The 23,267-nt window shown below is 71.3% G+C and carries 19 protein-coding genes; 10 read left to right on the forward strand and 9 right to left on the reverse strand.

Going from position 1 to position 23,267, the window contains the following annotated elements; genetic code table 11:
* Positions 1-45: 45 nt before the first annotated feature.
* Positions 46-819: an MHYT domain-containing protein gene (locus ACZ5U5_RS02240; protein ID WP_469015156.1), complete on the reverse strand. Its 774-nt coding sequence runs from the start codon at positions 817-819 to the stop codon at positions 46-48.
* Between the two features lie 151 nt (positions 820-970).
* Between ACZ5U5_RS02240 and ACZ5U5_RS02245 the strand changes: the two genes are divergently transcribed.
* Complete coding sequence (locus tag ACZ5U5_RS02245) at positions 971-1,570, forward strand: class I SAM-dependent methyltransferase (RefSeq protein WP_469015158.1); 600 nt, start codon at positions 971-973, stop codon at positions 1,568-1,570.
* 18 nt (positions 1,571-1,588) lie between these two features.
* On the opposite strand, the gene ACZ5U5_RS02250 is transcribed toward ACZ5U5_RS02245, so the two are convergent.
* Positions 1,589-2,344, reverse strand: a complete 756-nt coding sequence (locus ACZ5U5_RS02250) for an alpha/beta fold hydrolase (protein ID WP_469015161.1) — start codon at positions 2,342-2,344, stop codon at positions 1,589-1,591.
* 102 nt (positions 2,345-2,446) lie between these two features.
* On the opposite strand from ACZ5U5_RS02250, the gene ACZ5U5_RS02255 reads away from it, so the two are divergent.
* Positions 2,447-2,968, forward strand: a complete 522-nt coding sequence (locus tag ACZ5U5_RS02255) for a PadR family transcriptional regulator (protein WP_469015164.1) — start codon at positions 2,447-2,449, stop codon at positions 2,966-2,968.
* Here ACZ5U5_RS02255 and ACZ5U5_RS02260 read toward each other — a convergent pair.
* The gene (locus ACZ5U5_RS02260) at positions 2,957-3,862 is read right to left on the reverse strand and encodes an oxygenase MpaB family protein (protein WP_469015167.1); all 906 of its coding nucleotides are present in this window, start codon (positions 3,860-3,862) and stop codon (positions 2,957-2,959) included. The two genes, ACZ5U5_RS02255 and ACZ5U5_RS02260, sit on opposite strands and share 12 nt — an antisense overlap.
* Before the next feature lie 100 nt (positions 3,863-3,962).
* Here ACZ5U5_RS02260 and ACZ5U5_RS02265 point away from each other — a divergent pair, with 100 nt between their 5' ends.
* Together ACZ5U5_RS02265 and ACZ5U5_RS02270 are read left to right on the forward strand one after the other, a co-directional pair.
* Positions 3,963-4,247: a hypothetical protein gene (locus ACZ5U5_RS02265; protein ID WP_469015170.1), complete on the forward strand. Its 285-nt coding sequence runs from the start codon at positions 3,963-3,965 to the stop codon at positions 4,245-4,247.
* Between the two features lie 491 nt (positions 4,248-4,738).
* On the forward strand, positions 4,739-5,623 hold the full coding sequence (locus ACZ5U5_RS02270; RefSeq protein ID WP_469015173.1) for a hypothetical protein: 885 nt from the start codon (positions 4,739-4,741) through the stop codon (positions 5,621-5,623).
* 47 nt (positions 5,624-5,670) lie between these two features.
* Here the strand turns inward: ACZ5U5_RS02270 and ACZ5U5_RS02275 are convergent, their stop codons facing one another.
* The 3 genes from ACZ5U5_RS02275 to ACZ5U5_RS02285 all read right to left on the reverse strand — a co-directional run bounded on the left by ACZ5U5_RS02275 (position 5,671) and on the right by ACZ5U5_RS02285 (position 10,650).
* Positions 5,671-9,081, reverse strand: coding sequence for a hypothetical protein (locus ACZ5U5_RS02275; protein ID WP_469015176.1), 3,411 nt, complete (start codon positions 9,079-9,081; stop codon positions 5,671-5,673).
* A gap of 192 nt (positions 9,082-9,273) precedes the next feature.
* Positions 9,274-9,456: a hypothetical protein gene (locus tag ACZ5U5_RS02280; protein WP_469015177.1), complete on the reverse strand. Its 183-nt coding sequence runs from the start codon at positions 9,454-9,456 to the stop codon at positions 9,274-9,276.
* Positions 9,457-9,594: 138 nt separating this feature from the next.
* The gene (locus ACZ5U5_RS02285; protein WP_469015180.1) at positions 9,595-10,650 is read right to left on the reverse strand and encodes a fatty acid desaturase family protein; all 1,056 of its coding nucleotides are present in this window, start codon (positions 10,648-10,650) and stop codon (positions 9,595-9,597) included.
* 245 nt (positions 10,651-10,895) lie between these two features.
* On the opposite strand from ACZ5U5_RS02285, the gene ACZ5U5_RS02290 reads away from it, so the two are divergent.
* The 3 genes from ACZ5U5_RS02290 (at position 10,896) to ACZ5U5_RS02300 (ending at position 16,879) form a co-directional block, all read left to right on the forward strand.
* Positions 10,896-13,766 (forward strand): DEAD/DEAH box helicase, encoded by a 2,871-nt coding sequence (locus ACZ5U5_RS02290; RefSeq protein ID WP_469015182.1) that lies wholly within the window; start codon positions 10,896-10,898, stop codon positions 13,764-13,766.
* Positions 13,763-15,091: an SWF or SNF family helicase gene (locus ACZ5U5_RS02295; protein ID WP_469015185.1), complete on the forward strand. Its 1,329-nt coding sequence runs from the start codon at positions 13,763-13,765 to the stop codon at positions 15,089-15,091. The genes ACZ5U5_RS02290 and ACZ5U5_RS02295 overlap by 4 nt, the downstream gene beginning before the upstream one ends.
* A 435-nt stretch (positions 15,092-15,526) precedes the next feature.
* Positions 15,527-16,879, forward strand: coding sequence for an esterase-like activity of phytase family protein (locus ACZ5U5_RS02300; RefSeq protein WP_469015187.1), 1,353 nt, complete (start codon positions 15,527-15,529; stop codon positions 16,877-16,879).
* Between the two features lie 63 nt (positions 16,880-16,942).
* Here the strand turns inward: ACZ5U5_RS02300 and ACZ5U5_RS02305 are convergent, their stop codons facing one another.
* Positions 16,943-17,299: a hypothetical protein gene (locus tag ACZ5U5_RS02305; RefSeq protein ID WP_469015190.1), complete on the reverse strand. Its 357-nt coding sequence runs from the start codon at positions 17,297-17,299 to the stop codon at positions 16,943-16,945.
* A 326-nt stretch (positions 17,300-17,625) separates the two neighbouring features.
* Positions 17,626-18,792 carry a xylose isomerase gene (gene xylA / locus ACZ5U5_RS02310; protein ID WP_469015192.1) on the reverse strand — a complete coding sequence of 389 codons (1,167 nt, stop codon included), beginning with the start codon at positions 18,790-18,792 and terminating at the stop codon, positions 17,626-17,628.
* Between the two features lie 192 nt (positions 18,793-18,984).
* Between xylA and xylB the strand changes: the two genes are divergently transcribed.
* Both xylB and ACZ5U5_RS02320 read left to right on the forward strand, forming a co-directional pair.
* On the forward strand, positions 18,985-20,448 hold the full coding sequence (gene xylB / locus ACZ5U5_RS02315; protein WP_469015194.1) for a xylulokinase: 1,464 nt from the start codon (positions 18,985-18,987) through the stop codon (positions 20,446-20,448).
* A 28-nt stretch (positions 20,449-20,476) separates the two neighbouring features.
* The gene (locus tag ACZ5U5_RS02320) at positions 20,477-21,679 is read left to right on the forward strand and encodes an ROK family protein (RefSeq protein WP_469015197.1); all 1,203 of its coding nucleotides are present in this window, start codon (positions 20,477-20,479) and stop codon (positions 21,677-21,679) included.
* Between the two features lie 56 nt (positions 21,680-21,735).
* Here the strand turns inward: ACZ5U5_RS02320 and ACZ5U5_RS02325 are convergent, their stop codons facing one another.
* Positions 21,736-22,209 carry a cupin domain-containing protein gene (locus tag ACZ5U5_RS02325; protein ID WP_469015200.1) on the reverse strand — a complete coding sequence of 158 codons (474 nt, stop codon included), beginning with the start codon at positions 22,207-22,209 and terminating at the stop codon, positions 21,736-21,738.
* A 149-nt stretch (positions 22,210-22,358) separates the two neighbouring features.
* On the opposite strand from ACZ5U5_RS02325, the gene ACZ5U5_RS02330 reads away from it, so the two are divergent.
* Positions 22,359-23,249, forward strand: coding sequence for a LysR family transcriptional regulator (locus tag ACZ5U5_RS02330; protein WP_469015202.1), 891 nt, complete (start codon positions 22,359-22,361; stop codon positions 23,247-23,249).
* The last annotated feature ends 18 nt before the right edge of the window (positions 23,250-23,267 follow it).

A 23,267-nucleotide genomic window follows, 5' to 3' on the forward strand; every position in this document is an offset into this window, starting at 1 on the left:
ATTTCGGGGTGTGTCCGCCCGTCCGTGACCGGCCCGGATGCGCCGCTATCCGGCGGCACCCTCCACCGGCCGCTGGGCCGCCACGGAGGCCTCGCGCTCCCCTGAGGTCGGGGAGAGCGCGACGAACGCCGAGGTCAGGAAGAGATAGGACCCGAGGCCGACCGCCAGGGGGAAGATGAAGTGCATGGTCGTCGCACCCGCCAGTGCGGCACCGGATTCGGTGACCCGCACGCTCACGGCCCACATGCCGGTGTAGTGCATGCTGCTCACCGCGCCGCCCATGACAAGTGACGCCACGGCGACGGCGAGAGGTGACTTGATGTTGAGCGCCGCCCACAGGGCCGCGGTCGCGGCGACGACGGCGATGACCACGGAGAGTCCGACCAGCACAGGGTCGTAGCGCACGTTGCCGTGCAACCGCAGCGCGGCCATGCCCAGGTAGTGCATGGACGCCACACCGAGCCCGGTGGTGAGCCCGCCGATCGCGAGCGCGCGTCCCCGGTTACGGCCGTAGCCGACGGCGAAGACCCCGACACCGACGACGACCATCGCCACGACGAGGCTGAGGATGGTCAGGGGCACGTGGTAGTGGATCTGCGTGCCGGTGACGCCGAAGCCGAGCATGGCCACGAAGTGCATCGTCCAGATGCCCGCGCCGATGGCGGAGGCCGCGGTGATGAGCCAGTTGCGGCGCGAAGTACCCGTGGCACCGAGCGCACGGACGGTGCAGCGCAGCCCGAGAGCGGCGCCGATACAGGCCATCGCGTACGACAGCACGGGGGTCAGCCAGCCGAAGGTGGCGTGGTCCAGGTGTCCCATGGCTCCGGGACGCTAGTCCGAACAGGGGCGCACAACGGGGGCGCAGTTCGAAAGGTGTTGGAATATGACTGAGAGAGGGTCCTGAACGATCGCGTGACGCTCGAACATGTGCCCCCGACGCGCATGCCGGTCGTTGAGCAATCATGGCCACATGAGCGATGACCACACGCGTGTCCGTGACTTCTTCTCCGCCCGAGCGGCCGACTGGGACAGCCGCTTCCCCGACGACGGCCCCGCCTATCGGGCCGCCGCGACCGAGCTCGGCCTGCGCCCCGGCGGCCGTGTCCTCGACGCCGGGTGCGGCACCGGACGCGCCCTGCCCGCCCTCAGGGAGGCCGTGGGGCCCTCCGGAGTCGTGCTCGGGGCCGATCTGACTCCCGCCATGCTGGAGGCCGCAACGCGGGCGGGCAGGGACCGCGAAGGGCAACTCCTGCTCGCGGACGTGTCCCGGCTCCCGGTGCGCGACGCGTCGCTCGATGCCGTGTTCGGCGCGGGCTTGATCTCTCATTTTGCCGATCCGGCCGAGAACCTGCGGGAGTTGAGGCGTGTCGTGCGTCCCGGAGGGGTCCTCGCCCTTTTCCATCCCATCGGCCGGGCGGCGCTCGCGGCGCGGCAGGGCCGCCAGATCACGCAGGACGATCTGCGTGCCGAGTCGAACCTCCGCCCGTTGCTCGCCGGTGCCGGGTGGCGGATGACCTCCTACGTCGACGAGGACGCGCGGTTTCTCGCCCTGGCCGTACGAGAGGACTAGGACCGAAGCGCCGGAGTATCACCGGAGTCCGGCGACGGCCGATGCGAAGACCTCCGGGTTGTCGAACATGACGTTGTGCCCCGCATTCGGCACGGTCACGACCGTCACCCCGGAAACCATCAGCTCCTTGGCCCCCGGGAGCTCCCCGCTCCGCGCGCCCTGCAAGAAGACACGCTCGACGGGCAGTTCCGTGAGCATCGCGCGCATCGTCGGCTGCGTTCCCCTCACCAGGCCCCTCGCACTGCGGTGCAGGGCGAGGGGGTCGGCCAGCCTCATGGTCGCTGCCCACAGGGGGCCGGACTTGTCGAGCACGCGCGCGTGGCCGTAGGCGACGTAATCCTCCTCCTCGTACGCCGCGATGCTGCTGCTGCCCGCCGTCACGGCCGGATTGGGGTCGAGGTTCGCCTCGGTGAGCACCAGCCGGGACACCAGGTCGTCGCGTCGGTGCGCGCGCACGATGGCGACGGAGCCGCCCATGCTGTGCGCGACGATCTCCGCACCGGTCACCTCGGCCGCGTCCAGCACCGCGGCCAAGGCGTCCGCGTGATCCTCCAGGGAGTACCCGAAATCCGCCGGGCGGTCGCTGATGCCATGGCCCGGCAGATCCACGAAGAGTGACCGGCGTCCGCTCAGCTCGGCTCTGGCCGCGATGTGAGCGTGGTAGACCGACGACGCCGCGCCGAGCCCGTGCACGAACACCCGGGCCGGGTCAGATCCCTCGCTCTCCGTCCAGCGGACACAGCTGCCCTGCGCGTCGAACCGTGCCTGTCGCATCGCCACTCCCTGGCTCGTCCACTCCTACTCCGGGAGGACAATACATCGCTACCGATGTATTACGCATAGGAGGTACAACGATGGTGCGGCAGAATGCACGGCATGCTCGAACTGGCCATCCTCGGATTCCTCTACGAAGCGCCCCTGCACGGCTATGAGCTGCGCAAGCGCATCACCGCCCTGACCGGGCACGTGCGACCGGTCGCGGAGAGCACGCTGTACCCCGCCATCAAACGGCTGGAGAAGGCGGGACTGCTGGCCCGCGAGACGCAGCCCGGCTCCGTGGCGGCCCCCCGCCATGTCCTGGACCTCACCGCGGAAGGCAGGAGCGAGCTGCACCGCAGGCTCACGCAGCCGCAGCAGACCGACATCACCGACGAAAACCGGTGGTTCACGGTCCTCGCCTTTCTTCGCCACGTCGACGACAAGGCGGCGCAGGCGGCGGTCCTCGAGCGCCGCCTGGCCTTCCTCGAGGAGCCGGCCAGCTTCTTCTACGACGGCGAGCTCCCGCTGCGCGCCGAGGATCTGGACGATCCGTTCCGACGCGGGATCCTCACCATCGCCCGCGCGACGAGCCGTGCCGAACTCGCATGGCTGCGCACGACGTTGGGCTCACTGCGCTGAGGTGGCCTCCGACCCGCCGCTGTGCGGCACCGGACAGCCTCGGACGCCGGGTACGGGGAAAGTGCCGAGCTCACCGACCCGGTACCCCTGCGGGTAACCCTTGATCTCCCAGTTCTGCCGGGCGTAATGCGGTGCGGTGCGGGGCGGCATCAGGCGCACGGCCCGGCCGCGCAATCGCACCGCGCGCCTGACCAGCGAGCGGGCGGCGGAGCTCGGCGGTTCGTAGCGGAAGGCGCGCAGGAGGGGCTCGTCGAGCAGGGCGACGGTCGAGGCGCGCAACAAGGGCGCCAGAGGGCGCGGGTACCAGGAGGCCATGAGGTCGAGGGTCGCGTCGGAGACCTTGCGTGCGCCCTCGTCCCACGCGAAGTGCGCCTCTTCGTAGGCATCCAGACACTTCTCGAAGGCTTCGTAGGAGTCCGGGATGTCCTGGATCCCCATGTGCCGCCCCAAGGTGCGGTAGTAGACGGCAGCCGCGGTCGTCTCGTGGCGCGAGAGCTTGCGCCAGCCGTAGGCGTCGATCCAGCGCTTGGGCATCACCACGAACGTGCACAGCACGTAGCGCATGTCTTCATTGCTTATGTCGTAGCTACGGTGCATCTGGTTGATGCGACGGAGAGCGGTGCGGCCCTCGTCCGTGCCGAAGCCGTGCTCCATGACGGTGTCCAGGAGCAGCGCCGTGTCGTCGTACCGCTTCTGCGTACGGTCCGTCAGTTCCGCGGTCTCGGCGAGGAGGCGGCCGATGCTGGGCACGGCATAGGTGCGGTACAGCGCGAGCTCGAGAGCGCGGGTGTAGTCCCAAGGGAACTCGTACGTCGCGGTGAGCCGGTAGATCGTCAGGGCGTCTTTCTCCGGATCGAGACGCCGAATCTCCTTGAGCCGGTCATAGCGCTTCACCGCACGGCCCCCCTTCTGTCGTCGGAGCTCCAACTCTACGTTGGAGTAACGCAGATGATTGATCATCAGCGACAACCACAACCGGGGGAAGGCGGCCCACATGTTCGACAAGCTCCGCAATTGGTGGCGCACGGACGAAGGTGTGCGCGGCAAGGAGGAGCGGCGCCGCCCGCACAACCTCTTCGAGGCGGCTGCCGTATACGTGGCCGCGTCCGCCGACGACGATCAGGACCGCGCGGACGAAGCCGCGGGCTGGGTGTCACCGGAGGCCCTGTCCTTCGGGGTCAGCGAACTCGCCTGCCGGGCGGTCATCGCCCTCGCCCGGGAGCGCGACGAGTCGCCGGCGGTCGTGGCGCGTACTCTCCTCGGCCTGCCTGCCGCCTGACATCCGTGTGCGTGGGATCGGGGCAGGCCAGTGCCTCATGGAGGGGGGTGCCTGTCTCGGCCGCGTGCGCGAGGCGCTCTCGGACCTCGCGCGGGGTGCGAGGGCGATAGCCGGGGCCGTCGCCGCAGCAGCCCTGCCGGAAGCGGAGTCCGGACAGCAGGACCACGCTCAAGGCGCGCCAGGCCGATTTGTCGCGGCGCTTCGGCGCCGCGAGCGCCGATCCCGCGTTGAGCAACTGGCCTTCGCATTGCGGGCATACGTCGGCACGCACGCGGCCGTAGTCGGCCGGTTTCTTGAAAGAAACGCGGCACGCCAGACAGACGTAGTGCGCACTGGCTCCAGGCATGACACGCACCCTAGGCGACCGGCGCGGGCCCCCACGAGCGAGTTTCACGGCGCCTGCGAGCACCCTTCCTGGTCACGCGCCCCTCGACGATCAACCCGGCCTGTGGTTAGGGTGCGCCGACAGATGAAGCGATGGGGAGGCTGGCATGGCCGGAACGGACGACGCTGTCGCCGCCGAGGACGACGCGCTGTACGTGCTGACCGCGGTGCTGCTGACACCCGCGAAGTTCCCGAGTGTGCTCGGCGACGACTACCCGGAGGCGTGCGCGGCCCTGGGGCTCGCACCACTCGCCACCGGGTACGGCCTGGTGCTCGGCCAGGATGGTGCGGGCGCCCGGTGGACCGTCGTCGTCGACGACGTGTCACTCGTGGCCGTCGCCATCGCTTCCTGGGACTGCGGCATGGAGTACGACCTGTCGCCCGACGAGCGTACGGTGGTCGCGGCACTGCCCGGCTGGCCGCTGGCTGTCGCCGTCGCGGCGCCCAACGTGCCTGCTCCGCACGATCCCGAGCCCGAGGAAGCGGACCAGAAGCCGCTCTCACCTCCGCAGTCCGACACCTGGGGTCCCGCTCAGCGCCGGCTGGGCGCCGACGAAATCGCGCTCCAGTGGGCGGCGTGGCGCGAGCAGATCGACGACGCCGACTTCTCGACCGGCAGCGCCGATGGCGACGCTACGCAGGAGGGCGGCGCCGACCCCGGGAGCGGCGAAGCCTCCGCGGCCGTTACGGACGCCGCTGTCGAGTCTGATGCCGCTCAGGCGCCCCTCACCGGCGTGCGTCGCGTGTTGGCCGAAGCACGCGCGTATGTGAGCAGCCCGCCGCCTCTGGGCCGCGTGCGCTCCTCGTTCGCCTCCGGCGAGGCACGCATCCTTCGTGCCGACGGTCCTGGCTGGTCGATGGTCGCCAGGACCGACGACATCGCGTTCGTGCTCCTCGACGAGGAGCCGGGCGAGGTGCTGCCGGTGGGCCGCGGCCCCGAACTCCCCTCGCTCCTCGACGCGCTCGACAAGATGGCCGTACGCCCCACCTGATCGGCCCGCCCCTCTGATCGCCGCGTCTTTTCGGGCAGCGCGACTTCTCAGCGGTTCCGTTCGGAGGCGAGGACGAACGCGCCCATCGCAGTGTCGTGGTCCGCGTGTTCGCGCAGCGCCACCAGTTCGGCGCGCCAGGTCTCGTCCCACGACGTCGCCCGGCCACCGGCCCGCACCAGCGCGAGGGCCATCACCCCGGCCACCGGGGTCCCCCGCTCGCGCAGCAGACGGGCGGCCGCGAGCAGGGCCGCACGCGCGCGTGGTGTCGGGACGTCGAGATGCAATGCGCTCGCCAGCGGCAGCCGTTCGGGGCGTTCCTCCACCAGTTCCAGCAGCCGCTCCCAGCGCGCCGCGCTATGTCGGCCATGGCCCACGGCGGCCAGCGACGTATCCCAGGTCAGGGCTGCCGCATCGGGGTACAGACCCACGGCGTGCAGGGACAGAGCCAAGGCGTCGGCGACGAGGAGCGTCCCGGCAGAGCCTCGCCGGACGCGCACGGCCTCTGCGACGCCGGAGAGCCGGCGGAGCGCGTCAGCGCGCGCCTTCAGGTCCGGCGCGGCGGCAAGCTCCTGAAGCCGCCGGATGACGCTCGTCAGGATGGGCCCTCCGACCGGCCCCGGAGGAAACCAGGCCAACTGCTGTGCTGCCGCGTCCCACTCCCGTCGGCTCCGCCCCGGATCCGTGGCTACGTCGGCGACGGCCCGCATGGCGCCGGCCGACCGGGGTGTGAACCAGGCGGGCAGGGCGCGGCACGCGGCGACCACGGTCTCTTCGTCGCCGTCCCTCACCAAGCGGGCCAGAAAGTCCGCGTAGGCCTCCCCGGCGGATTCGTTCACGAGCCCCACGCGCGCGTGGATCACCGCTTCCCGTACGGCGGGTTGATCCGCCACCCGGGCCAGGCGGTCCGCGATGGCGGGTCGGTCGATCGCGGCTAGGAGACGACGGGCCACTACGGCGCGCACGTCACGGTGTTGCCGCGGCGCGTCCCAGGCCGCCACCAGAGCGTCGAACGCCGCGTCCCCGGTGAGCGCGCCGAGGGCGCGGACGGCTTCCTTGCGGGAACCGACGGGGGCGTCAGCCGCGCAGGCCACGGGGCCGAGCAGGGCGGCCGCCTCCGGGTCCGGCACCTCCGCCAGGAGACGGCGTACGGATGCCATGGCGGCCCGCCCCCGGGCACCGCCCGTCGCGGCGTGCCGCAGCAGGGTGCCCAGCAGGGGCTCGGTGGCAGGTCGTACGCCGTCGTACGCCTCAAGGGTCTCGCCCAGCGCGCCGAGTGCCGCCGCGGCTACGGGTTGCGGCGCTGACTCTGCGAGTTCGGTCAGCAGCGCGGCTTCGCGCACCTGGGCCGCCGCGTCGGCACGGGTGCGCAGGGGAGCCAGCTCGTCGGCGGCCACGCGCGCGTGGTGCTCGTCCCACGCCCGGCGTTGCGCCGGCAGCCAGCGACCGGTGACGCCTGCGTGCAGGACCGCGGCCCAGGCGACGGCGCGGGGACGCACGCGGCCCGTGAGCCCGTCCTGAGCGGCGAGCAGCACCGGGTCCAGCAGGTCGGTGCGCCGGGTGACGACCGTGCGCAGGATGACCGGCACCGACGCGAACGATGCGTCATGGCCGATCAGTTCGGCACTGCGCCGCTCCCGCAGCTTCGCCGGGCCCACCCAGGCGGCCGCCGCGCGGGCGGCCAGGTCCGGGTCGTCGCCCTCCAGCGCCATGGTGCGCACCAGAGCGTCGAGTTCGGGCAGTGCGGTGAGGTGCGGCTCGAGGAGCTCCGCCAGGGCGGTGCGGAGGCCGGGAGGTGCGAGTGTCCGCTGCGATGCGGAGGACCAGACGGCACGCGCCGCTTCCTCACTGAGGCGCAGCGGCGCGACGGTCTTGCGGGAGCGCGGGTCGGACACGACGTGGCAGAGCAGTTCCCCCGCGTAGGCCGCGCGGTGGAACCTGCCGGTCGCAGCGGCGCTCTCGGCGGCGCGGCGGAGCAGTTGTTCCGCCGCGGTGAGGGTGTGGCTGGTCGAGTCGCGGGACTGGACGGTGGTCAGTGCCGCGTCACGCAGGACCCGGTCGGGCAGCGCCGCGAGCAGACGTGGGGGCGCCCCCGCGAGCTGCTGGAGGGCGGCCCTGCGTACCTCTTCCTGGTCGTGCCAGGCCCGCTCGCAGTCTTCCGCGATCCGCGCGAACTGGCCCGGGTGGCCTTCGAGTTCCGCGCAGGCGAGCAGCGCGGGCCAGGCCATCTGGCGCTGGTGTACGCGGTGTCGTCCGGCCATGTCGCGCAGCACCGGTTCTCCCAGGGCCAGCGGAAGGGCGACGGCGAGGCGGCTCGACGTCCACTCGCTACGCGAGAAGCGCTCCACCCAGGGCATGACGAGCTCCGCCCTGTCGGCGGGCTCGAGGGCCGTGAGCGTGGCCAGGGGCAGGCTCCGCATCGAACGGGGACGGGCGGTGCGTTCCTCGACGAGGCGGCGGCGTTCCGGTGCGGGCAGCATGGCCACCAGGCCGTCGGGGTCGGTGGCGTGACGTCCCGGCCCTCGATGTCGTGGCTGCGTCACGGGGCAGCGACGGGCGAGTTCCAGCAGATCCGAGGGTGGGAGTGCGTGCAGCGCCCGTCGGGTGGCGGGCGGCAGTGCTCCGGCGGAGATCCGCAGTTCGCGGGCAGAGCCGTCCTGGTCGGGCGGGGCGGCGCGCAGGATCTCAAGGACTCTGGAGGGGCGATGCAGCAGCGTTCGGGCCGCTCGTGGGGTCAGGAGATCGGGGGCCTGTGCCAGGACCAGGAGTCCGGCCTCCGGGTCGCGTTGCGCGGCCACGCTCGCGATCGCTTGGTTGCGGCTCACGAAGCGATGGCGGTCGCGGTTGGCGCGGCTCTCGCTGCGGGTGACCAGCAGTTGTGCCACAGCAAGTGGTGCGGTGCGGGTCAGGGCGCCAAGGACGCCGACGGGTGGATCGAGGCGGGCCAGCCATGCTCCGACCGTCTCGGCCGGGCAGGCGGCCAGCAGGTGGGCGGCGTCCCGTGCGCCGAACCGTTCGTGGACCTGCGGCAGCAGGCGTGCGGCGAGGGTGCGCCGCCGGCTCAGGCGCAGGACTTGGTAGGTCTCGCGGCGTACTGCCGCGACGTCACTCAACGCGAGCTTTTCCAGGGCCGTTTCGGGCACGGGAAGCCGGATGGCCGCCGCGAGCGCGCGGCGGCGCAGGAACGGATCGGCGAGGGCTTCGGCGATGGTGGTGAGGTCGCGCCGGGCCACGGCCAGGAAGAGGGCGGTGTGCCGTTCGTCAGGGGTGCCGACGGCGAGGGCCGCGCGGAGTGTGCCGTACGCGTCTTCGGTGAGCACCCGGGCGTAACGGGCGAGGGCGCTCATGCGGACCGGGAAGGGCAGTGGGTCGAAGTGGGCCGTGAGCCAGGCCGACGTCAGCGGCGCGGGAGTGGGCTGCGGCGGGAGGGACGGCGTCTGCGACGCCTCGTGTGCGGCCATCAGCGATCACCGTGGGATCGCTGGGCCCCCTTTCGGAAAGTCATGTACGCCATGGTCATCGCGCAACTGCCGGGACGCAACGGGTTTTCCGCTCGCGGTGCCGCACTGGGCGGGACCGCGAGCGGAGAAGCCGTCAGCCGCTGTTCGTCGGGCGACTTCTCACCGGTGTGCTGACCGCTGCGGGGCGCCGGATCAGTGCCCGATTTCCTTGCGTGAGACGCGGCGCAGCCTGCGCCGCTGTCCGGGGTCGAGGGTCAGATAAGCCGCGGCCGGGACTCCGAGCACGATCAGGAAGGCAACCCACCAGGGCAGCCAGATCAACAGGATGAGTCCGGCCGCCACGCCTCCTGCGGCGATCTTCGCGTTCTTCGACATGTGTCGCCTCCTTCGCGGCTGCTGCCGCTCTCTGTCTTGAGAAACGGGTTCTTGCTGCCCACGGTTCCGGATTGCTCCCCTGATAGACCCCTGAGGAGCGACCCTGACGTAACCCTGAGCCGCATCGCGGGTGCGTGCCTACTCGACCCGCAGCGGCTCGCCGACCTCGTACATGTGACGCAGTACCTGTCGGTAGGAGTCGATGAATCCGGCCTCTGTGTACGGCATGCCCAGTTCGGCGCAGTGGGCGCGGACCAGGGGCTGGGCGCGCCGCAGGCTGGGTCGGGGCATGCTCGGGAACAGATGGTGCTCGATCTGGTAGTTGAGTCCGCCCAGGAACCAGTCGGTCAGCGCGCTGCCTCGGATGTTGCGCGAGGTGAGGACCTGGCGGCTGAGGTGGCCCCAGCGCTCCCCGTCGGGGTCGGGCATCTCCATGCCCTTGTGGTTGGGCGCGAAGGCCAGGCCGAGGTGCAGGCCGAAGAGCGCTTGGTGGATGGCGGCGAAGGCGAGGGCGTGCCCCACCGGCATGGTGACGAGCAGCAGCGTCACGTAGCCGATGAGGTGGGCCACCAGGAGAAAGCCTTCGAGCAGCCGTTCGCGCGGGGCCTGGCGGCGCAGGTCCTGGAAGCCGTAGATCTTCATGGCAATGCCCTGGAGCAGCGTCAGCGGGAAGAAGAGCCAGGCCTGGTTGCGGGTGAGCCAGCGCCGGAAGCCCACACGGACCTTGGCCTGCTTGCTCGTCCAGACGAGGACGTCCGCGGCGACGTCGGGGTCCTTCTCGATGTGGTTGGGGTTGGCGTGATGGCGATTGTGCTTGTCGTTCCACCAGGCCGAGCTCATACCGAGGAGGAGGTTTCCGTGGATGAGCCCGATGGCGCGGCTCACACCGCGGTCGCCGGTGATCTGGGAGTGCCCGGCGTCATGGCCTATGAACGCCGTACGGGCACACAGTGCGGCAAGGACGGGCGCGAGGAGCAGCACCCACCAGGAGCCGCCGAGGAAGAACATTCCCGTCGCCACGGCGGCCAGGGCCATGGCGTTGATCGCGATGGTGCGGGCGTACCAGCCGGTGCGGCGGCCCAGGAGCCCCTGCTCCTTGACGGTGCGCAGGAGAGGCGCGAAATCGCTCCCGGCGGGCTGCCTCGTGGTGGTGCCTGGGGAACGTTCCGCGACTGCTGCGGCGGCCTGGGACATTGAGGTCTCCGGTCTCTGACTGGATCGGGCTGACGTGACACAACGTATGAGCCCGTGACCTGGGACAACCATGGCGCCTTCACCCGTCTCGGGAGGGGGACAGCACCGCCCGGAAGGGGGGTTAGCTACACCTTCGGCGCTTCGTGACGCGGATCACCCCGTGATCGCTCACGTCCAGGACCCGACGTGTTGTACTCTCGGCCGCTCCAGTCCCAGTAGTCAAGTTTGAGGAATGCGCCATCGCCGTGCCCAGGCCCCCTGCCGCGTCACCTTCCGAGATCTCTGAACTGTCCCGCTGCTCCGTCCTGTTCGTGTCCGCCGACCCGGCGCGCACCGGCCGGGTCGCCTTCTGGCACCCCGAGGGGGACGCGCCCCCCGCCTGCGCCGCGGGCACCGTCGAGGAACTGGCCATCGCGATTCCCGGCGACGAGGGAGCCCAGCTCAGCGACGTATCGGCAACAGTGCTTCCGATGCGCGCGGCACTGCCCGTCCTGACACGCGCGCGTGCCTCGGCGGGCGTTCACCCGACGGCCGCGTTCTGGGGCACGGCGGGCCTGCTCGCGCTGCAACTCGCCGCGCGCGGACTGCTGCTGCCCGGACTGACGCCGAGCGATCACGACGCATGGCGCTCGGGCCCGCTCGGCGCCGACGACCTGCGACGCCTGCGCGACCTCGCTGCGGCGATGCCCCCCGCCGCGCACGCCCTTCCGCTGGAGGGCGGCGCCGAACCCCTGCGGCTGCCCGAACCCGAACGGCTGCTGCGCCAGTTCCTGGACGCGGTGGCCGACACGCTGCCGCGCACCCCCGCCGCGTCGCTGGCCGCTGGCGCCGCACCCTTCACCTCGCCACAGCCCCAGCGGATCCCCGAGCAGCGTCCCTGGGCCGCCGATGTCGCCGCCGGGCACGACGCCGGCGTACGGATCTCGCTGCGCGTCGAAGTACCCGGCCTGGTGTCCGCCACCCCCGACGAAACCCGGTTGCCCTTCCGCGCCGTACTGCAGCTGCACAGCGTCAGCGACCCCTCGCTCGTCGCGGACGCAGCCGAGGCATGGGCCGGCTCGGGCGCCTCGGGGCAGGCTTTCGGGGCTCGGTCACGGATGGACGCCCTGCTCGCGCTGCGACGCGCCACGCGCGCGTGGCCGCCGCTGGCCCCGCTGTTGTCGGCCACCGTCCCCGATGCGATCGAGCTCGCGGACGAAGAGGTCACCTCGCTCCTCGGCGAGGGTTCCCGGATGCTCGCCACCGCGGGTGTCGAGGTGCACTGGCCCAGGGAGCTGGCGCGCAATCTGACCGCCCGTGCGGTCATCGGCCCACCCGACGAGGACGCCAAGGCCCCCGACAAGCCGTCGTCGGACACGCCGTCGTACCTCTCCGCCGACGCGTTGCTCGCCTTCAACTGGCGGTTCGCGCTGGGCGGCCAGCAACTGTCCCGCGCCGAGCTCGACCAGCTCGCCGAAGCCAACCGCCCCGTGGTGCGTCTGCGCGACCAGTGGGTGCTCATCGACCCCGAAGAGGCGCGGCGCGCTCGCGCGCACCAGGACCACAAGGTCACCCCGATCGACGCCCTGAGCGCCGTCCTGACGGGCACCACCGAACTGGCCGGGCAGCGCGTGGACGTCCAGCCGACGGGCTGGCTCGCCACGCTGCGCGAACGCCTCGCGGACCCCGAGGGCATGGAGCCCGTCGGCCAGCCCGAAGCGCTCGCCGCGAATCTGCGCGACTACCAACTGCGCGGCCTGAACTGGCTGGCCCGGATGACCTCCCTGGGTCTGGGCGGCTGCCTCGCGGACGACATGGGTCTCGGCAAGACGATCACGCTCATCTCCCTGCATCTGCACCGGCAGACCCACGACGACACCGCGGGGCCCACCCTTGTCGTGTGCCCCACCTCCCTCATGGGCAACTGGCAGCGCGAGATCGAAAAGTTCGCCCCCGGCACCCCTGTACGCCGCTTCCACGGCTCTCGGCGCAGCCTGGAGGGCCTCGCCGACGGGGAGTTCGTGCTCACGACGTACGGCACGATGCGGCTCGACGCGGACAGCCTGGCGCACACCCCTTGGGGCATGGTCGTCGCCGACGAGGCCCAGCACGTCAAGAATCCGTACTCGGCCACCGCCAAGCAGCTGCGCACCATCGGCGCACGCGCGCGCGTGGCGCTCACCGGCACCCCCGTGGAGAACAACCTCTCCGAACTGTGGGCCATCCTCGACTGGACGACACCGGGCCTGCTCGGCAAGCTCGGCACCTTCCGCACCCGCTACGCCCAGGCCGTCGAGAGCGGCAAGGATCCAGCGGCCGCCGAGCGGCTCGGCCAGCTCGTACGCCCCTTCCTGCTGCGCAGGCGCAAGTCCGACCCGGGCATCGCACCCGAACTGCCGCCCAAGACGGAGACCGACCGCGCCGTATCCCTCACCACGGAGCAGGCGGGCCTCTACGAAGCCGTGGTGCGCGAGACCCTCGCCGAGATCTCCGGCGCCGACGGCTTCACCCGACGCGGCCTGATCGTCAAGCTGCTCACCGGTCTCAAGCAGATCTGCAACCACCCCGCGCAGTACCTCAAGGAGGACAAGCCGCGGATCGAGGGCCGTTCCGGGAAGCTGGAACTCCTCGACGAACTGCTCGACACGATCCTCTCCGAAGACGCGAGCGTGCTCATCTTCACGCAGTACGTCCAGATGGCGCGTCTCATCGAGCAGCACCTGGCGGCCCGCGGCACTCCATCGCAGTTCCTGCACGGCGGCACGCCCATCGCGACGCGTGAGGCGATGGTGGAGCGCTTCCAGGACGGCGAAGTCCCGGTCTTCCTGCTGTCGTTGAAGGCTGCGGGTACCGGTCTGAACCTGACGCGTGCCGAGCACGTCGTGCACTACGACCGCTGGTGGAACCCCGCCGTGGAGGCGCAGGCCACCGACCGGGCGTACCGCATCGGGCAGACGCAGCCGGTGCAGGTGCACCGGCTGATCGCGGAGGGGACGATCGAGGACCGCATCGCCGACATGCTGGTGCGCAAGCGGGAGTTGGCGGATTCGGTGCTCGGTTCCGGCGAGGCCGCGCTGACGGAACTCACGGACGCCGAGCTGTCTGATCTGGTGGAGCTGCGAGGGGGGACTCGATGAGCGACGACACGTACGACGAGCCGAACGACGAAACGCGCGGGGACGGCCGTCACGGGGAGGGCGCGTCAGAGCACGAGCGCACCTTCGCCGCCCTGCCGGCCACACACGGCCGGGGGTTCGCACAGAGCTGGTGGGGCCAGGCCTGGCTCAAGGCCCTTGAGGACACGGCCCTGGACCTGCAGCAGTTGAAAGCCGGACGCAGGTTCGCGCGCGCGGGAGCCGTGGGCGCGGTCTCGGTGCGCCCCGGCCGGATCACCGCCGTCGTCCAGGACCGCGACGGCACCCCGCGCCGCTCCGACGTGCTGCTGCAGCGGCTCAGCGAGGACGAGTGGGACCGTTTCCTGGGCATGGCCGTCGAGCGGGCCGGGCACATCGCGGCGCTGCTCGACCGCGAGATGCCGCCGCACCTGGTGGAGGACGCCGCGGCGGCCGGAGTCGAACTCCTGCCCGGCATCGGCGACCTGGAGCCCGAGTGCGACTGCGACGCGTGGGACCACTGCGGGCACACCGCCGCGCTCTGCTACCAAGTGGCCCGGCTGCTCGACCAGGATCCGTTCGTGCTGTTCCTGATGCGCGGCCGTGCGGAACGCGAGCTGCTGGACGAGTTGCAGGTACGCAGCGTGGCGCATGCGGAGACCGATGAGGTGCCCGCGCAGGAGCAGGAGGGGGCCCAGGAGGGCGTGGACGCCGACGAGGCGTACGCGGAGGGGGCCATCCTGCCCCCGCTGCCCGAACTGCCTCCGCTGCCGCCTGAGCCGGGCCTGCCGCCTTCGCTCGACACCGAGGAAGAGCCCGCGCCCGGCCTCGATGTGGCCGCGCTCGAATTCCTGGCGGCGCAGGCGGCCGTGGAGGCGCACCGACTGCTGGCCGAAGCACTCTCCCTGGGGCACGAGAGCCATCCGGTCGCGGAGGAACTGACGCCGGACGAGGACGCCGTTCGCCTCGCCCTCTCGGCACCCGCACCGGTGGCCGAGCGCCTCGCGACCGCCGCGGGCCGCGGCAAGGACGGCCTCGCGCTGGCCGTACGGGCCTGGGAGTACGGCGGTCCGGCAGCTCTGTCCGTCCTGGAGGAGGAGTGGACTCCTGCGGCGGACGCGCTGGCACGCGCGCGTGCGGCGCTGGAGGCGGCGTGGGGCGACGAAGAGCGCCCCCAGCTGCGCGCCGCCCGCAATCGCTGGACCGTGGTCGGAAGCGACGTCCAACTGCGGCACGGCGCCGACGGCCGCTGGTGGCCCTACCGGAAGGAGCGTGGCCGCTGGACCCCGGCGGGCCCCGCGGCCCACGACCCCGCGACGGCATTGGCCGTGGCGACCGGCGGCGAATAAGCCGGGCAGGTTCGGTGCGGGCCTCTTCGCGTGCCCGCACCGGGGCTCGCCTTTCGCAGGGGCGTATCCGAGCCGCTCGCGTACGCGCCGCGAACACCGGCGCGAGCACTCCCCCTGACCAGCGATTGAGCGCGGGCATGACATCCGAGAGTGTGGATCACATCGGTTCAGGGGGTACTGACCGCGACTTGACTCCCCCGTTCCGTAGGGCCCCGCATGGTGCGGCACGTCAGCGCGATCCAGCCGAAGGGGGGCGACCAGGGCCAGGTGCCCAACTGCCGCTGACCGGCCCGTGCATGACGACGGCGCTTCCCGGCCCCTCGCGGGAGGCGCCGTCAGCGTGCCCCCTCCCGTTCACCTCCCTGCCTCCCTGTGTTCGCGGCGACGGCGAAGTCTGAGCGCTGTCACCGAACACTTGCGCCCCAGGAGGCACCCATGTCCCCGCACGCCGCCCGTAAGCGCCGCGTCCGCCGTTCCGTCGCCGCGGGGGTGCCGATAGCCGTCCTCGCCGCGATCGCGGTGACCGGGACCGCCACGGGCGCCCAGACCGGCGGCAAGGAGAAGGCGCCTCGAATCACCTCGACGGCGACACTCGGGGAGGTCCCCCTGGAGACGTTCAGCAACTCCCTGATGCCCGGCACGGTGAGCGACGACCGTGGTGTGCGGCTCGGCGGCATAGGCAGTGACATCTATCCGGCGGGCCGCGAGGGCGAGTTCTGGACGGTCACCGACCGCGGGCCCAACGGCCAGATCAAGGTGGACGGCAAGAAGCGTCGCACTTTCCCCGTTCCCGGCTTTGATCCGGCGATCGTGAAGATCCGCGTCTCCGGTGACACCGTGAAGGTCATCGACGCGCTCCCGCTGACGACCTCCTCCGGGAAGCCCGTCACCGGCCTGCCCAACCAGGAGGGGCGCGATGAGGCGCCGTACACCTACGACGCGAAGACGGCACTGACCTATGACCCGAACGGCCTCGACACCGAGGGCATCGTGCGGGCGCACGACGGCAGCTTCTGGCTGGTCGACGAGTACAGTCCCTCGCTCGTCCACGTCTCCGCACGCGGGAAGGTGCTCAAGCGCTATGTCCCCGAGGGTCTCAAGTTGTCGGGCGCCGATTACCCGGTCGCCGAGGCACTTCCGGGCATCCTGCTGCACCGCAAGGGCAACCGGGGCTTCGAGGGTCTCGCGCAACTCCCGGGCGGTGACCTGGTGATGGCGGTCCAGAGTCCCCTGTCCGTGCCGGACGAGGACTCGGGTGACGCATCGCGGACGACGCGACTGCTGCGCTTCTCGCCGAAGAAGCAGGCGGTCACCGCCGAGTACGCCTACCGCTTCGACGTGGTGGGTGTCGTCGACCCGGGCGAGGACGACACGTCCGAACTGAAGATCTCCTCCGTGGTGGCCGTCGGCCGTGAGCGGCTCATGATCGAGGAGCGCACCGACAAGGCCGCGCGACTGCACACGGTGAAGCTCGACCGCAGATCCGACATCCTCGGCGAAGCGTGGGACGACGACACCACGAAGCCCTCCTTGGAGCAGCTCGACGATCCTGCGGCCTCCGGAGTGCCCGTCCTGAAGAAGGGCCTGCTGGTCGACCTGGGCCGCATCGAGGGCGTACCCGGCAAGATCGAGGGCGTGGCCCGCGTGAACAGTCACACGCTCGCCCTGATCAATGACAACGACTTCGGGATGACGGACGGGGCGGAGGCGTTCGACGAGGAGGGCCGGCTCGTGGACAGCGACGTGGAGACCACGGTGACGTACGTGCGACTGCCGAAGGGCAGCTGAGCTGCCGACTCCGTGTGCGAGTGCGACGCAGGGTTCAGGACGCCTGTTCGGTGACGTTCACCTTCAGGAGTCGGTGACGTCCACGTTCAAGAAGTGGTAGCGCGCTTCGCTGTCCGCGCCTGAGGGCACCAGGGAGTCCAGGCCGCTCGGCAGTTCGCTTGGCAACTCCGACGGCAGGCCGCTCGGCAGGTTCGATGGGGCCTCCGTCGGCACCTCGGTCGGCAGCTGTGACGGCACTTCCGTCGGCAGCTCCGAGGGGATCTGAGACGGGATGCTCAGCGATGGCTCGGGCTTGCCGTCCGAGCTCTCGCTGCTCTCGGAAGGGTCCTTCTTGTCGCTCGAGCCGTCACCGCTCGTGGCCAACAGGACCACGGCCACGACGGCTACGATCGCGACGATCACCGCGAGCAGGATGAACATCCCGCCCCTTCGACCGGACGGCCCGCCCGGCGGCGGAGCAGGCGGCCACCCATCACTTCCAGGGGGCGCACCGCCACCGCCCGCGGGAGGCCACCCTCCGCCGCCCGGGGGCGGCCCGAATCCATCGCCCGGCGGCGGCCCGTAGCCACCCCCGGGCGGTCCGAAGCCCCCATCACCTGGAGGGGGTGGGTCACCCGGCGGAGGGGGAGGCGGCGGCGGTACGGGCGGCATGGCCATACCGTCAAGAGTCGCCTCGAATGGGTCAAGACGCGACCCTTGCGCGCAAGTTGATACCTGCCGAGCGAGAACGGAGCTGGAGCCTCCGGTCAGCCCCGCGCCCCCAGCAGGTGATCCATGGCCAGCTGGTCGAGGTACTCGAAGGCCATGCCACGGTCCGCCGCCGCGGTCACGTCGAAGTCCTCGAAGGCGCCGCGGTCGGCGAGCAGCCCGGACAGACCGTCCTCGGCGGTCGGCAGGGACAGCTCGTCCAGGCGGGATGCCCGCAGTGCCTCTTGGACCTCCGGGTCGGCGCGGAAGGCGGCCGCGCGCTCGCGAAGGATCAGGTAATTGCGCATGCAGCCGGCAGCCGACGCCCACACGCCGGTGTAGTCCTCGGTACGCGGCGGCTTGAAGTCGAAGTGCCGCGGCCCCTCGTAACCGCCCCTCTCCAGGAGGTCGACCAACCAGAAGGCGCTGCGCAGATCGCCCGCCCCGAAGCGCAGGTCCTGGTCGTACTTGATGCCGGTCTGGCCGTTGAGGTCGATGTGGAAGAGCTTGCCCGCCCACAGGGCCTGTGCGATGGAGTGCGGGAAGTTGAGGCCCGCCATCTGCTCGTGGCCCACTTCGGGGTTGACGCCGAACAATTCGGAACGCTCCAGGCGCTCGATGAAGGCGAGGGCGTGCCCGACGGTGGGCAGCAGAATGTCGCCGCGCGGCTCGTTCGGCTTGGGCTCGATCGCGAAGCGCAGGTCGTAACCCTGCTCCGTCACGTAGTCGCCGAGCAGGTCGAAGGCCTCCTTCATGCGGTCGAGAGCGACGCGCACGTCCTTCGCCCCACCAGATTCCGCACCTTCCCGGCCGCCCCACGCGACATAGGTGTGGGCGCCAAGCTCCACCGCGAGGTCGATGTTGCGGATCGTCTTGCGCAGCGCGTAACGGCGCACGTCGCGATCGTTGGCGGTGAAGCCACCGTCCTTGAAGACGGGGTGCGTGAAGAGGTTCGTGGTCGCCATCGGCACGACGAGGCCGGTCGCGTCGAGGGCCTGCCGGAAGCGCTTGATGTGCGACTCGCGCTCGGTGTCCGACGCGCCGAAGGGGATCAGGTCGTCGTCGTGGAAGGTCACTCCGTAGGCACCCAGTTCGGCCAGCTGCCGCACGGAGTCGGCCGGGTCGATGGCCGCCCTCGTCGCGTCGCCGAACGGGTCCCTCCCCTGCCAGCCGACGGTCCACAGGCCGAAGGTGAACTTGTCCTCAGGAGTGGGCTGGTACGTCATGTGCGGCTCCCTTGATGACTGGTGCACTGCGGTGAGGCCGAGCCGGGCACGGCTGCGCGCCCGCTCATGTGCGGCTGCCGCGACTATTTCGTCATGGCGCTTAACAAATTAGTATCCGAAGGCATCCCTGGGAAGGTCGGACGGAAAGAAGTCCGGGCGCGCCCGGAAAGAGCCGCGGGAACGGAGACCCCGATGTCCTCAGCACCAGCAGCCGACGGGCCCCTCGTCGTCGGCGTGGACAGCTCCACGCAGTCCACCAAGGTCCTGATCGTCGACGCCGCCACGGGCAGGGTGGTGGCAAGCGGTCAGGCCCCGCACAGCGTCAGCTCCGGCGCCGCCCGCGAGAGCGACCCCGAGGAGTGGTGGAACGCCCTCTGCGCGGCCCTCGACCAGTGCGGCGCCGCGGCGCGTGAAGCCGCCGCGGTGTCGGTCGGCGGCCAGCAGCACGGGCTCGTCACCCTGGACGCCCGGTCCAGGCCGGTGCGGCCCGCACTGCTGTGGAACGACGTGCGCTCGGCGGTGCAGGCCCGCACTCTGGTGGACCGTCTGGGCGGCCCCAAGGCGTGGGCCGAGCGCGTCGGCAGCGTGCCGGGGCCCTCCTTCACGGTGACCAAGTGGGCCTGGCTCAGCGAGCACGAACCCGAGGCAGCTCGCGCCACCGCAGCCGTGCGCCTCCCCCACGACTACCTCACCGAACGCCTCACAGGGATCGGCACGACCGACCGGGGCGACGCCTCCGGTACGGGATGGTGGGCATCGGCGACGGAAGCGTACGACGAGGACATCCTGGGGCTCGTGGGCCTCGATCCTGACTTGCTGCCGCGCGTGGTCCGGCCCGGCGAGGTGGCGGGCACCGTACGCGGGAGCGGCGAACTTCCCTTCTCCAAGGGCACCCTGGTCGCCCCCGGGACCGGCGACAATGCGGCGGCGGCGCTCGGGCTCGGCCTGCGCCCCGGTACTCCGGTGCTGAGCCTGGGAACGTCGGGCACCGTGTACGCGGTCTCCACGCGACGCCAGGCGGATCCGACCGGCACGGTGGCCGGCTTCGCCGACGCGCGCGGCGACTGGCTGCCGCTGGCCTGCACCCTCAACTGCACCTTGGCCGTGGACCGGGTGGCCGCACTGCTGAGCCTGGACCGTGAGGCGGTGGAGGCCGGTGGCGCCGTCACCTTGCTGCCCTACTTGGACGGCGAGCGCACCCCGGACCTGCCGCACGCCTCGGGGCTGCTCCACGGCCTTCGGCACGACACGACTCCGGGGCAGCTGCTCCAGGCGGCCTACGACGGGGCCGTGCACTCGCTGCTCGGCGCCCTCGATCTGGTCCTCGACGCGGAGGCGGACCGCTCGACTCCGTTGCTGCTCATCGGCGGCGGGGCACGGGGCAGGGCCTGGCAGGACACCGTGCGGCGGCTGTCCGGACGGGCCGTTCAGGTGCCCGAGGCCAAGGAACTGGTCGCGCTCGGTGCCGCCGCCCAGGCAGCGGGCCTCCTCACGGGCGAGGACCCGGCGGCCGTCGCGCGCCGCTGGGGCACGGCCGAGGGGCCCGTGCTGCCGCCCGTGGAGCTGGACGAATCGGCGCTCGTGCGGATCGCCGGGGTAGTCTCCGACGCGGCGCCGCTGCTCGGTGCCGGGGGCCACGAGGACGCACGGCCATGAGGACGGAAGAACAGGGACTGACGGGGGCATGACCGCACCACCGCACGACGCGCACCGGGGCACGTCCGGAGTTCCGCTGCCCGACACCCAACAAGGGATGCGCCGCCGCAACCTCTCGCGCGTCATGCACGCGGTCGCGGCGCACGGGCCGCTGTCCCGTGCCGCCGTGGCCACCCGGATCGGCCTGACGCGTGCCGCCGTCTCCACCCTGGTGGACGAGTTGATCCGCGCCGGGCTCCTGGACGAGCTGGGCCCCGAGCGCCCCGGCAAGGTGGGACGCCCCGGCTCCGCGCTCGCGGTGAGCGGAAGCGGGCCCGCCGGCATCGGCGCCGAAGTCGGCGTCGATCACCTCGCCGTGTGCGCGGTCGACCTGCGCGGAGAGGTACGCGCGCGTGCCGTGCGTCAAGGGGACAACCGGGGACGTGCCCCGCAACCCGTCATCAAGGAACTCGTCGCGCTGGTACGGCAGGTGAGCGAGGAGGCCCGCCAGGCAGGGCTGCGCCCTGCGGGACTGGCCCTCGCCGTCCCTGGCCTGGTCGCCCGCGGCACAGGGGTGACGGTGCGCGCCCCCAACCTCGGCTGGCAGGACGTCGACCTCACTGCCCTGCTGCCCGGCACGCTGCCGCTGACGGTGGACAACGAGGCCAACTTCGGAGCGCTGGCCGAGCTGTGGCTCGGCGATGAGGCGCCCCAGGACTTCCTCCACGTGTCGGCGGAGATCGGCATCGGAGCCGCGTTGGTCGTCGACGGGCGGCTACTGCGCGGGACGCGCGGCTTCGCGGGCGAGTTGGGACATGTGCCGGTGTGGCCGGACGGGCCACCGTGCCCGTGCGGCGGGCGCGGTTGCCTGGAGCAGTACGCGGGCGAGGAAGCGGTGTGGCGTGCGGCGGGTCTTGATCCGGGTACGGACCGCGTCGGCCTGCTGGCGGAACGCGCCGCGCACGGCGACGAGAACGTACGAACAGCGCTGCGAGGGGCGGGGGCCGCACTGGGCATCGCGCTCACTGGTGCGGTGAATCTGCTGGATCCGCACTCGGTGGTGCTCGGCGGTGCCCTGTCCCGGCTCGCGCCGTGGTTGCTGCCCTCCTTGGAGAGCGAGTTGGGGCGTCGCACGGCGGGCACGGCCTGCGCTGTCACCGTTTCCGGGCTTGGCTCGGACGGCCCGTTGCTGGGGGCGGCGCACTCGGTCGTACGGGCGGTTCTGGATGATCCGGCAGGGGTGGCGGCGTAGGGTCGCTCTCTTGTCGCACGGCTCCTTCGCCCGCTTTGATGCGGGCCACGTCCCCGTCAGCGCCACTTCGCTCCCCCTGCGAAATGCACGTCGTACTTGTCGTGCAGCTCGTCCATGCTGTCCCACCCCGCCTCGCCTCGTGCGATGCGACCCAACTGCCGGAAATAGCCGAACCGTTCGATCCCCGGGGTGAGCACGGCGAAGAACTCCGCAGGTCCTTCGGCCGACGCTCCGAAGGCGTGCACCGTTCCGGGTGGCACCACGACGAGACCGCCCTCGCCCACAGCCGTGAGTACGCCGTCGATCAGGAACTCCATGGTGCCGTCGAGCACATGGAAGAGCTCGGTGGACAAGCGGTGGTGATGCGGGCGCGTGCCGTCGGCGCCGGCGGGCAGAGCGAGCCGATTGGCCCCCAGTAGTCCACCGGTCGCACGGCTGTCCTCCAGCAACCGGAACCGGCCGCCCCCGGGCAGGGGCACTTCCTCCGCGTCTCGTGCGTGGACGATCAGGGCGTGCGGGTCGTGGGACACGTGGTACTCCTTCGGATGCTGTGCAGGCTCGTGAGGCACCAGTCCATCGCGGGAACACGGCGCGTCCAAGAAGCTGTTCATGAAGGCAGTGATCACTTGAGCCGATGAATGTGCTCGCGTGGGCCGGATGCGGGAGGGGCGCGGACACAGTGGAGCTTCGGCAGCTGGAGTACTTCGTGGCGGTCGCGGACGAGGGCGGTTTCGGGCGGGCGGCCTTGCGGCTGCACGTCGTACAGGCCTCGGTGAGCCAGCAGGTCGCCCGTCTGGAGCGGGAGTTGGGCCTGCGTCTCTTCGACCGGACCACCCGCCGCGTGGGGCTCACAGCGGCCGGGGAGCGACTGCTGCCGGAGGCGAGGGCCGCGCTCGCCGCCGCTGGCCGCGTGCGCCACGTGGCCGGCGAGATCGTCTCCGGCGGAGAGGGCGTGTTGCGCCTCGGCACCACCCGAGCGTTCGCTGAACGCGTGCATCCGGCACTCGATCTGCTGGCGGAACGCGTACCGGGGCTACGGGTACGACTGCTCCAGGAGGCTCGTGAGCGACGTATCGAGGCACTACGGAGCGGGGAGTTGGACGCTGTACTCGTCCGCGGTGACGGTCAGCTGACGGGGCTTTCGGTGACTCCGGTCTGGGACGATCCGCTGATCGTCGCACTGCCCGCCACGCATCCGCTGGCAGCCTTGCCCCGCTTCGAGCCCGCCGATCTCGCAGGCCTGCCGCTGCGGTTGGCGCCACGGGACCACAACCCGGCGTTTCACGATCTGGTGACGGGGCTGATGCGGCGCGCGGGCATCGACGTGCCGACCGGCCCGCACTTCACCACCTTGCAGGAGACTCTGGCGGCGATCGCCGCGGACTCGACGAGCGGCTCGCCTTCCTGGACCGTCTTCGACCACGTGGGTGAACTTCCCCTGGCCCGGCGTATCGCCTTCGGGCCGCTGCTCGGCGCGCGCTCAGCCGTCAGCCTTGCCGGGCGGCCGGGACCGCGATCGTCAGCGACGCAACATCTGCTCGACGCCTTGGAGGCCACACGTGCGCAGTAAGTACTGGGCCCGGCCCTC

This window comes from Streptomyces sp. NPDC033177 (assembly GCF_055577715.1).

Coding starts and splice junctions, on each gene's coding strand:
- ACZ5U5_RS02255 (WP_469015164.1), top strand. CDS start 2,447: ATGCTCGAACTGGCCATCCTCGGATTCCTCTACGAAGCGCCCCTGCAC.
- ACZ5U5_RS02275 (WP_469015176.1), bottom strand. CDS start 9,081: ATGGCCGCACACGAGGCGTCGCAGACGCCGTCCCTCCCGCCGCAGCCC.
- ACZ5U5_RS02300 (WP_469015187.1), top strand. CDS start 15,527: ATGTCCCCGCACGCCGCCCGTAAGCGCCGCGTCCGCCGTTCCGTCGCC.
- ACZ5U5_RS02280 (WP_469015177.1), bottom strand. CDS start 9,456: ATGTCGAAGAACGCGAAGATCGCCGCAGGAGGCGTGGCGGCCGGACTC.
- ACZ5U5_RS02240 (WP_469015156.1), bottom strand. CDS start 819: ATGGGACACCTGGACCACGCCACCTTCGGCTGGCTGACCCCCGTGCTG.
- ACZ5U5_RS02270 (WP_469015173.1), top strand. CDS start 4,739: ATGGCCGGAACGGACGACGCTGTCGCCGCCGAGGACGACGCGCTGTAC.
- ACZ5U5_RS02245 (WP_469015158.1), top strand. CDS start 971: ATGAGCGATGACCACACGCGTGTCCGTGACTTCTTCTCCGCCCGAGCG.
- ACZ5U5_RS02305 (WP_469015190.1), bottom strand. CDS start 17,299: ATGTTCATCCTGCTCGCGGTGATCGTCGCGATCGTAGCCGTCGTGGCC.
- xylB (WP_469015194.1), top strand. CDS start 18,985: ATGTCCTCAGCACCAGCAGCCGACGGGCCCCTCGTCGTCGGCGTGGAC.
- ACZ5U5_RS02320 (WP_469015197.1), top strand. CDS start 20,477: ATGACCGCACCACCGCACGACGCGCACCGGGGCACGTCCGGAGTTCCG.
- xylA (WP_469015192.1), bottom strand. CDS start 18,792: ATGACGTACCAGCCCACTCCTGAGGACAAGTTCACCTTCGGCCTGTGG.
- ACZ5U5_RS02265 (WP_469015170.1), top strand. CDS start 3,963: ATGTTCGACAAGCTCCGCAATTGGTGGCGCACGGACGAAGGTGTGCGC.
- ACZ5U5_RS02250 (WP_469015161.1), bottom strand. CDS start 2,344: ATGCGACAGGCACGGTTCGACGCGCAGGGCAGCTGTGTCCGCTGGACG.
- ACZ5U5_RS02285 (WP_469015180.1), bottom strand. CDS start 10,650: ATGTCCCAGGCCGCCGCAGCAGTCGCGGAACGTTCCCCAGGCACCACC.
- ACZ5U5_RS02295 (WP_469015185.1), top strand. CDS start 13,763: ATGAGCGACGACACGTACGACGAGCCGAACGACGAAACGCGCGGGGAC.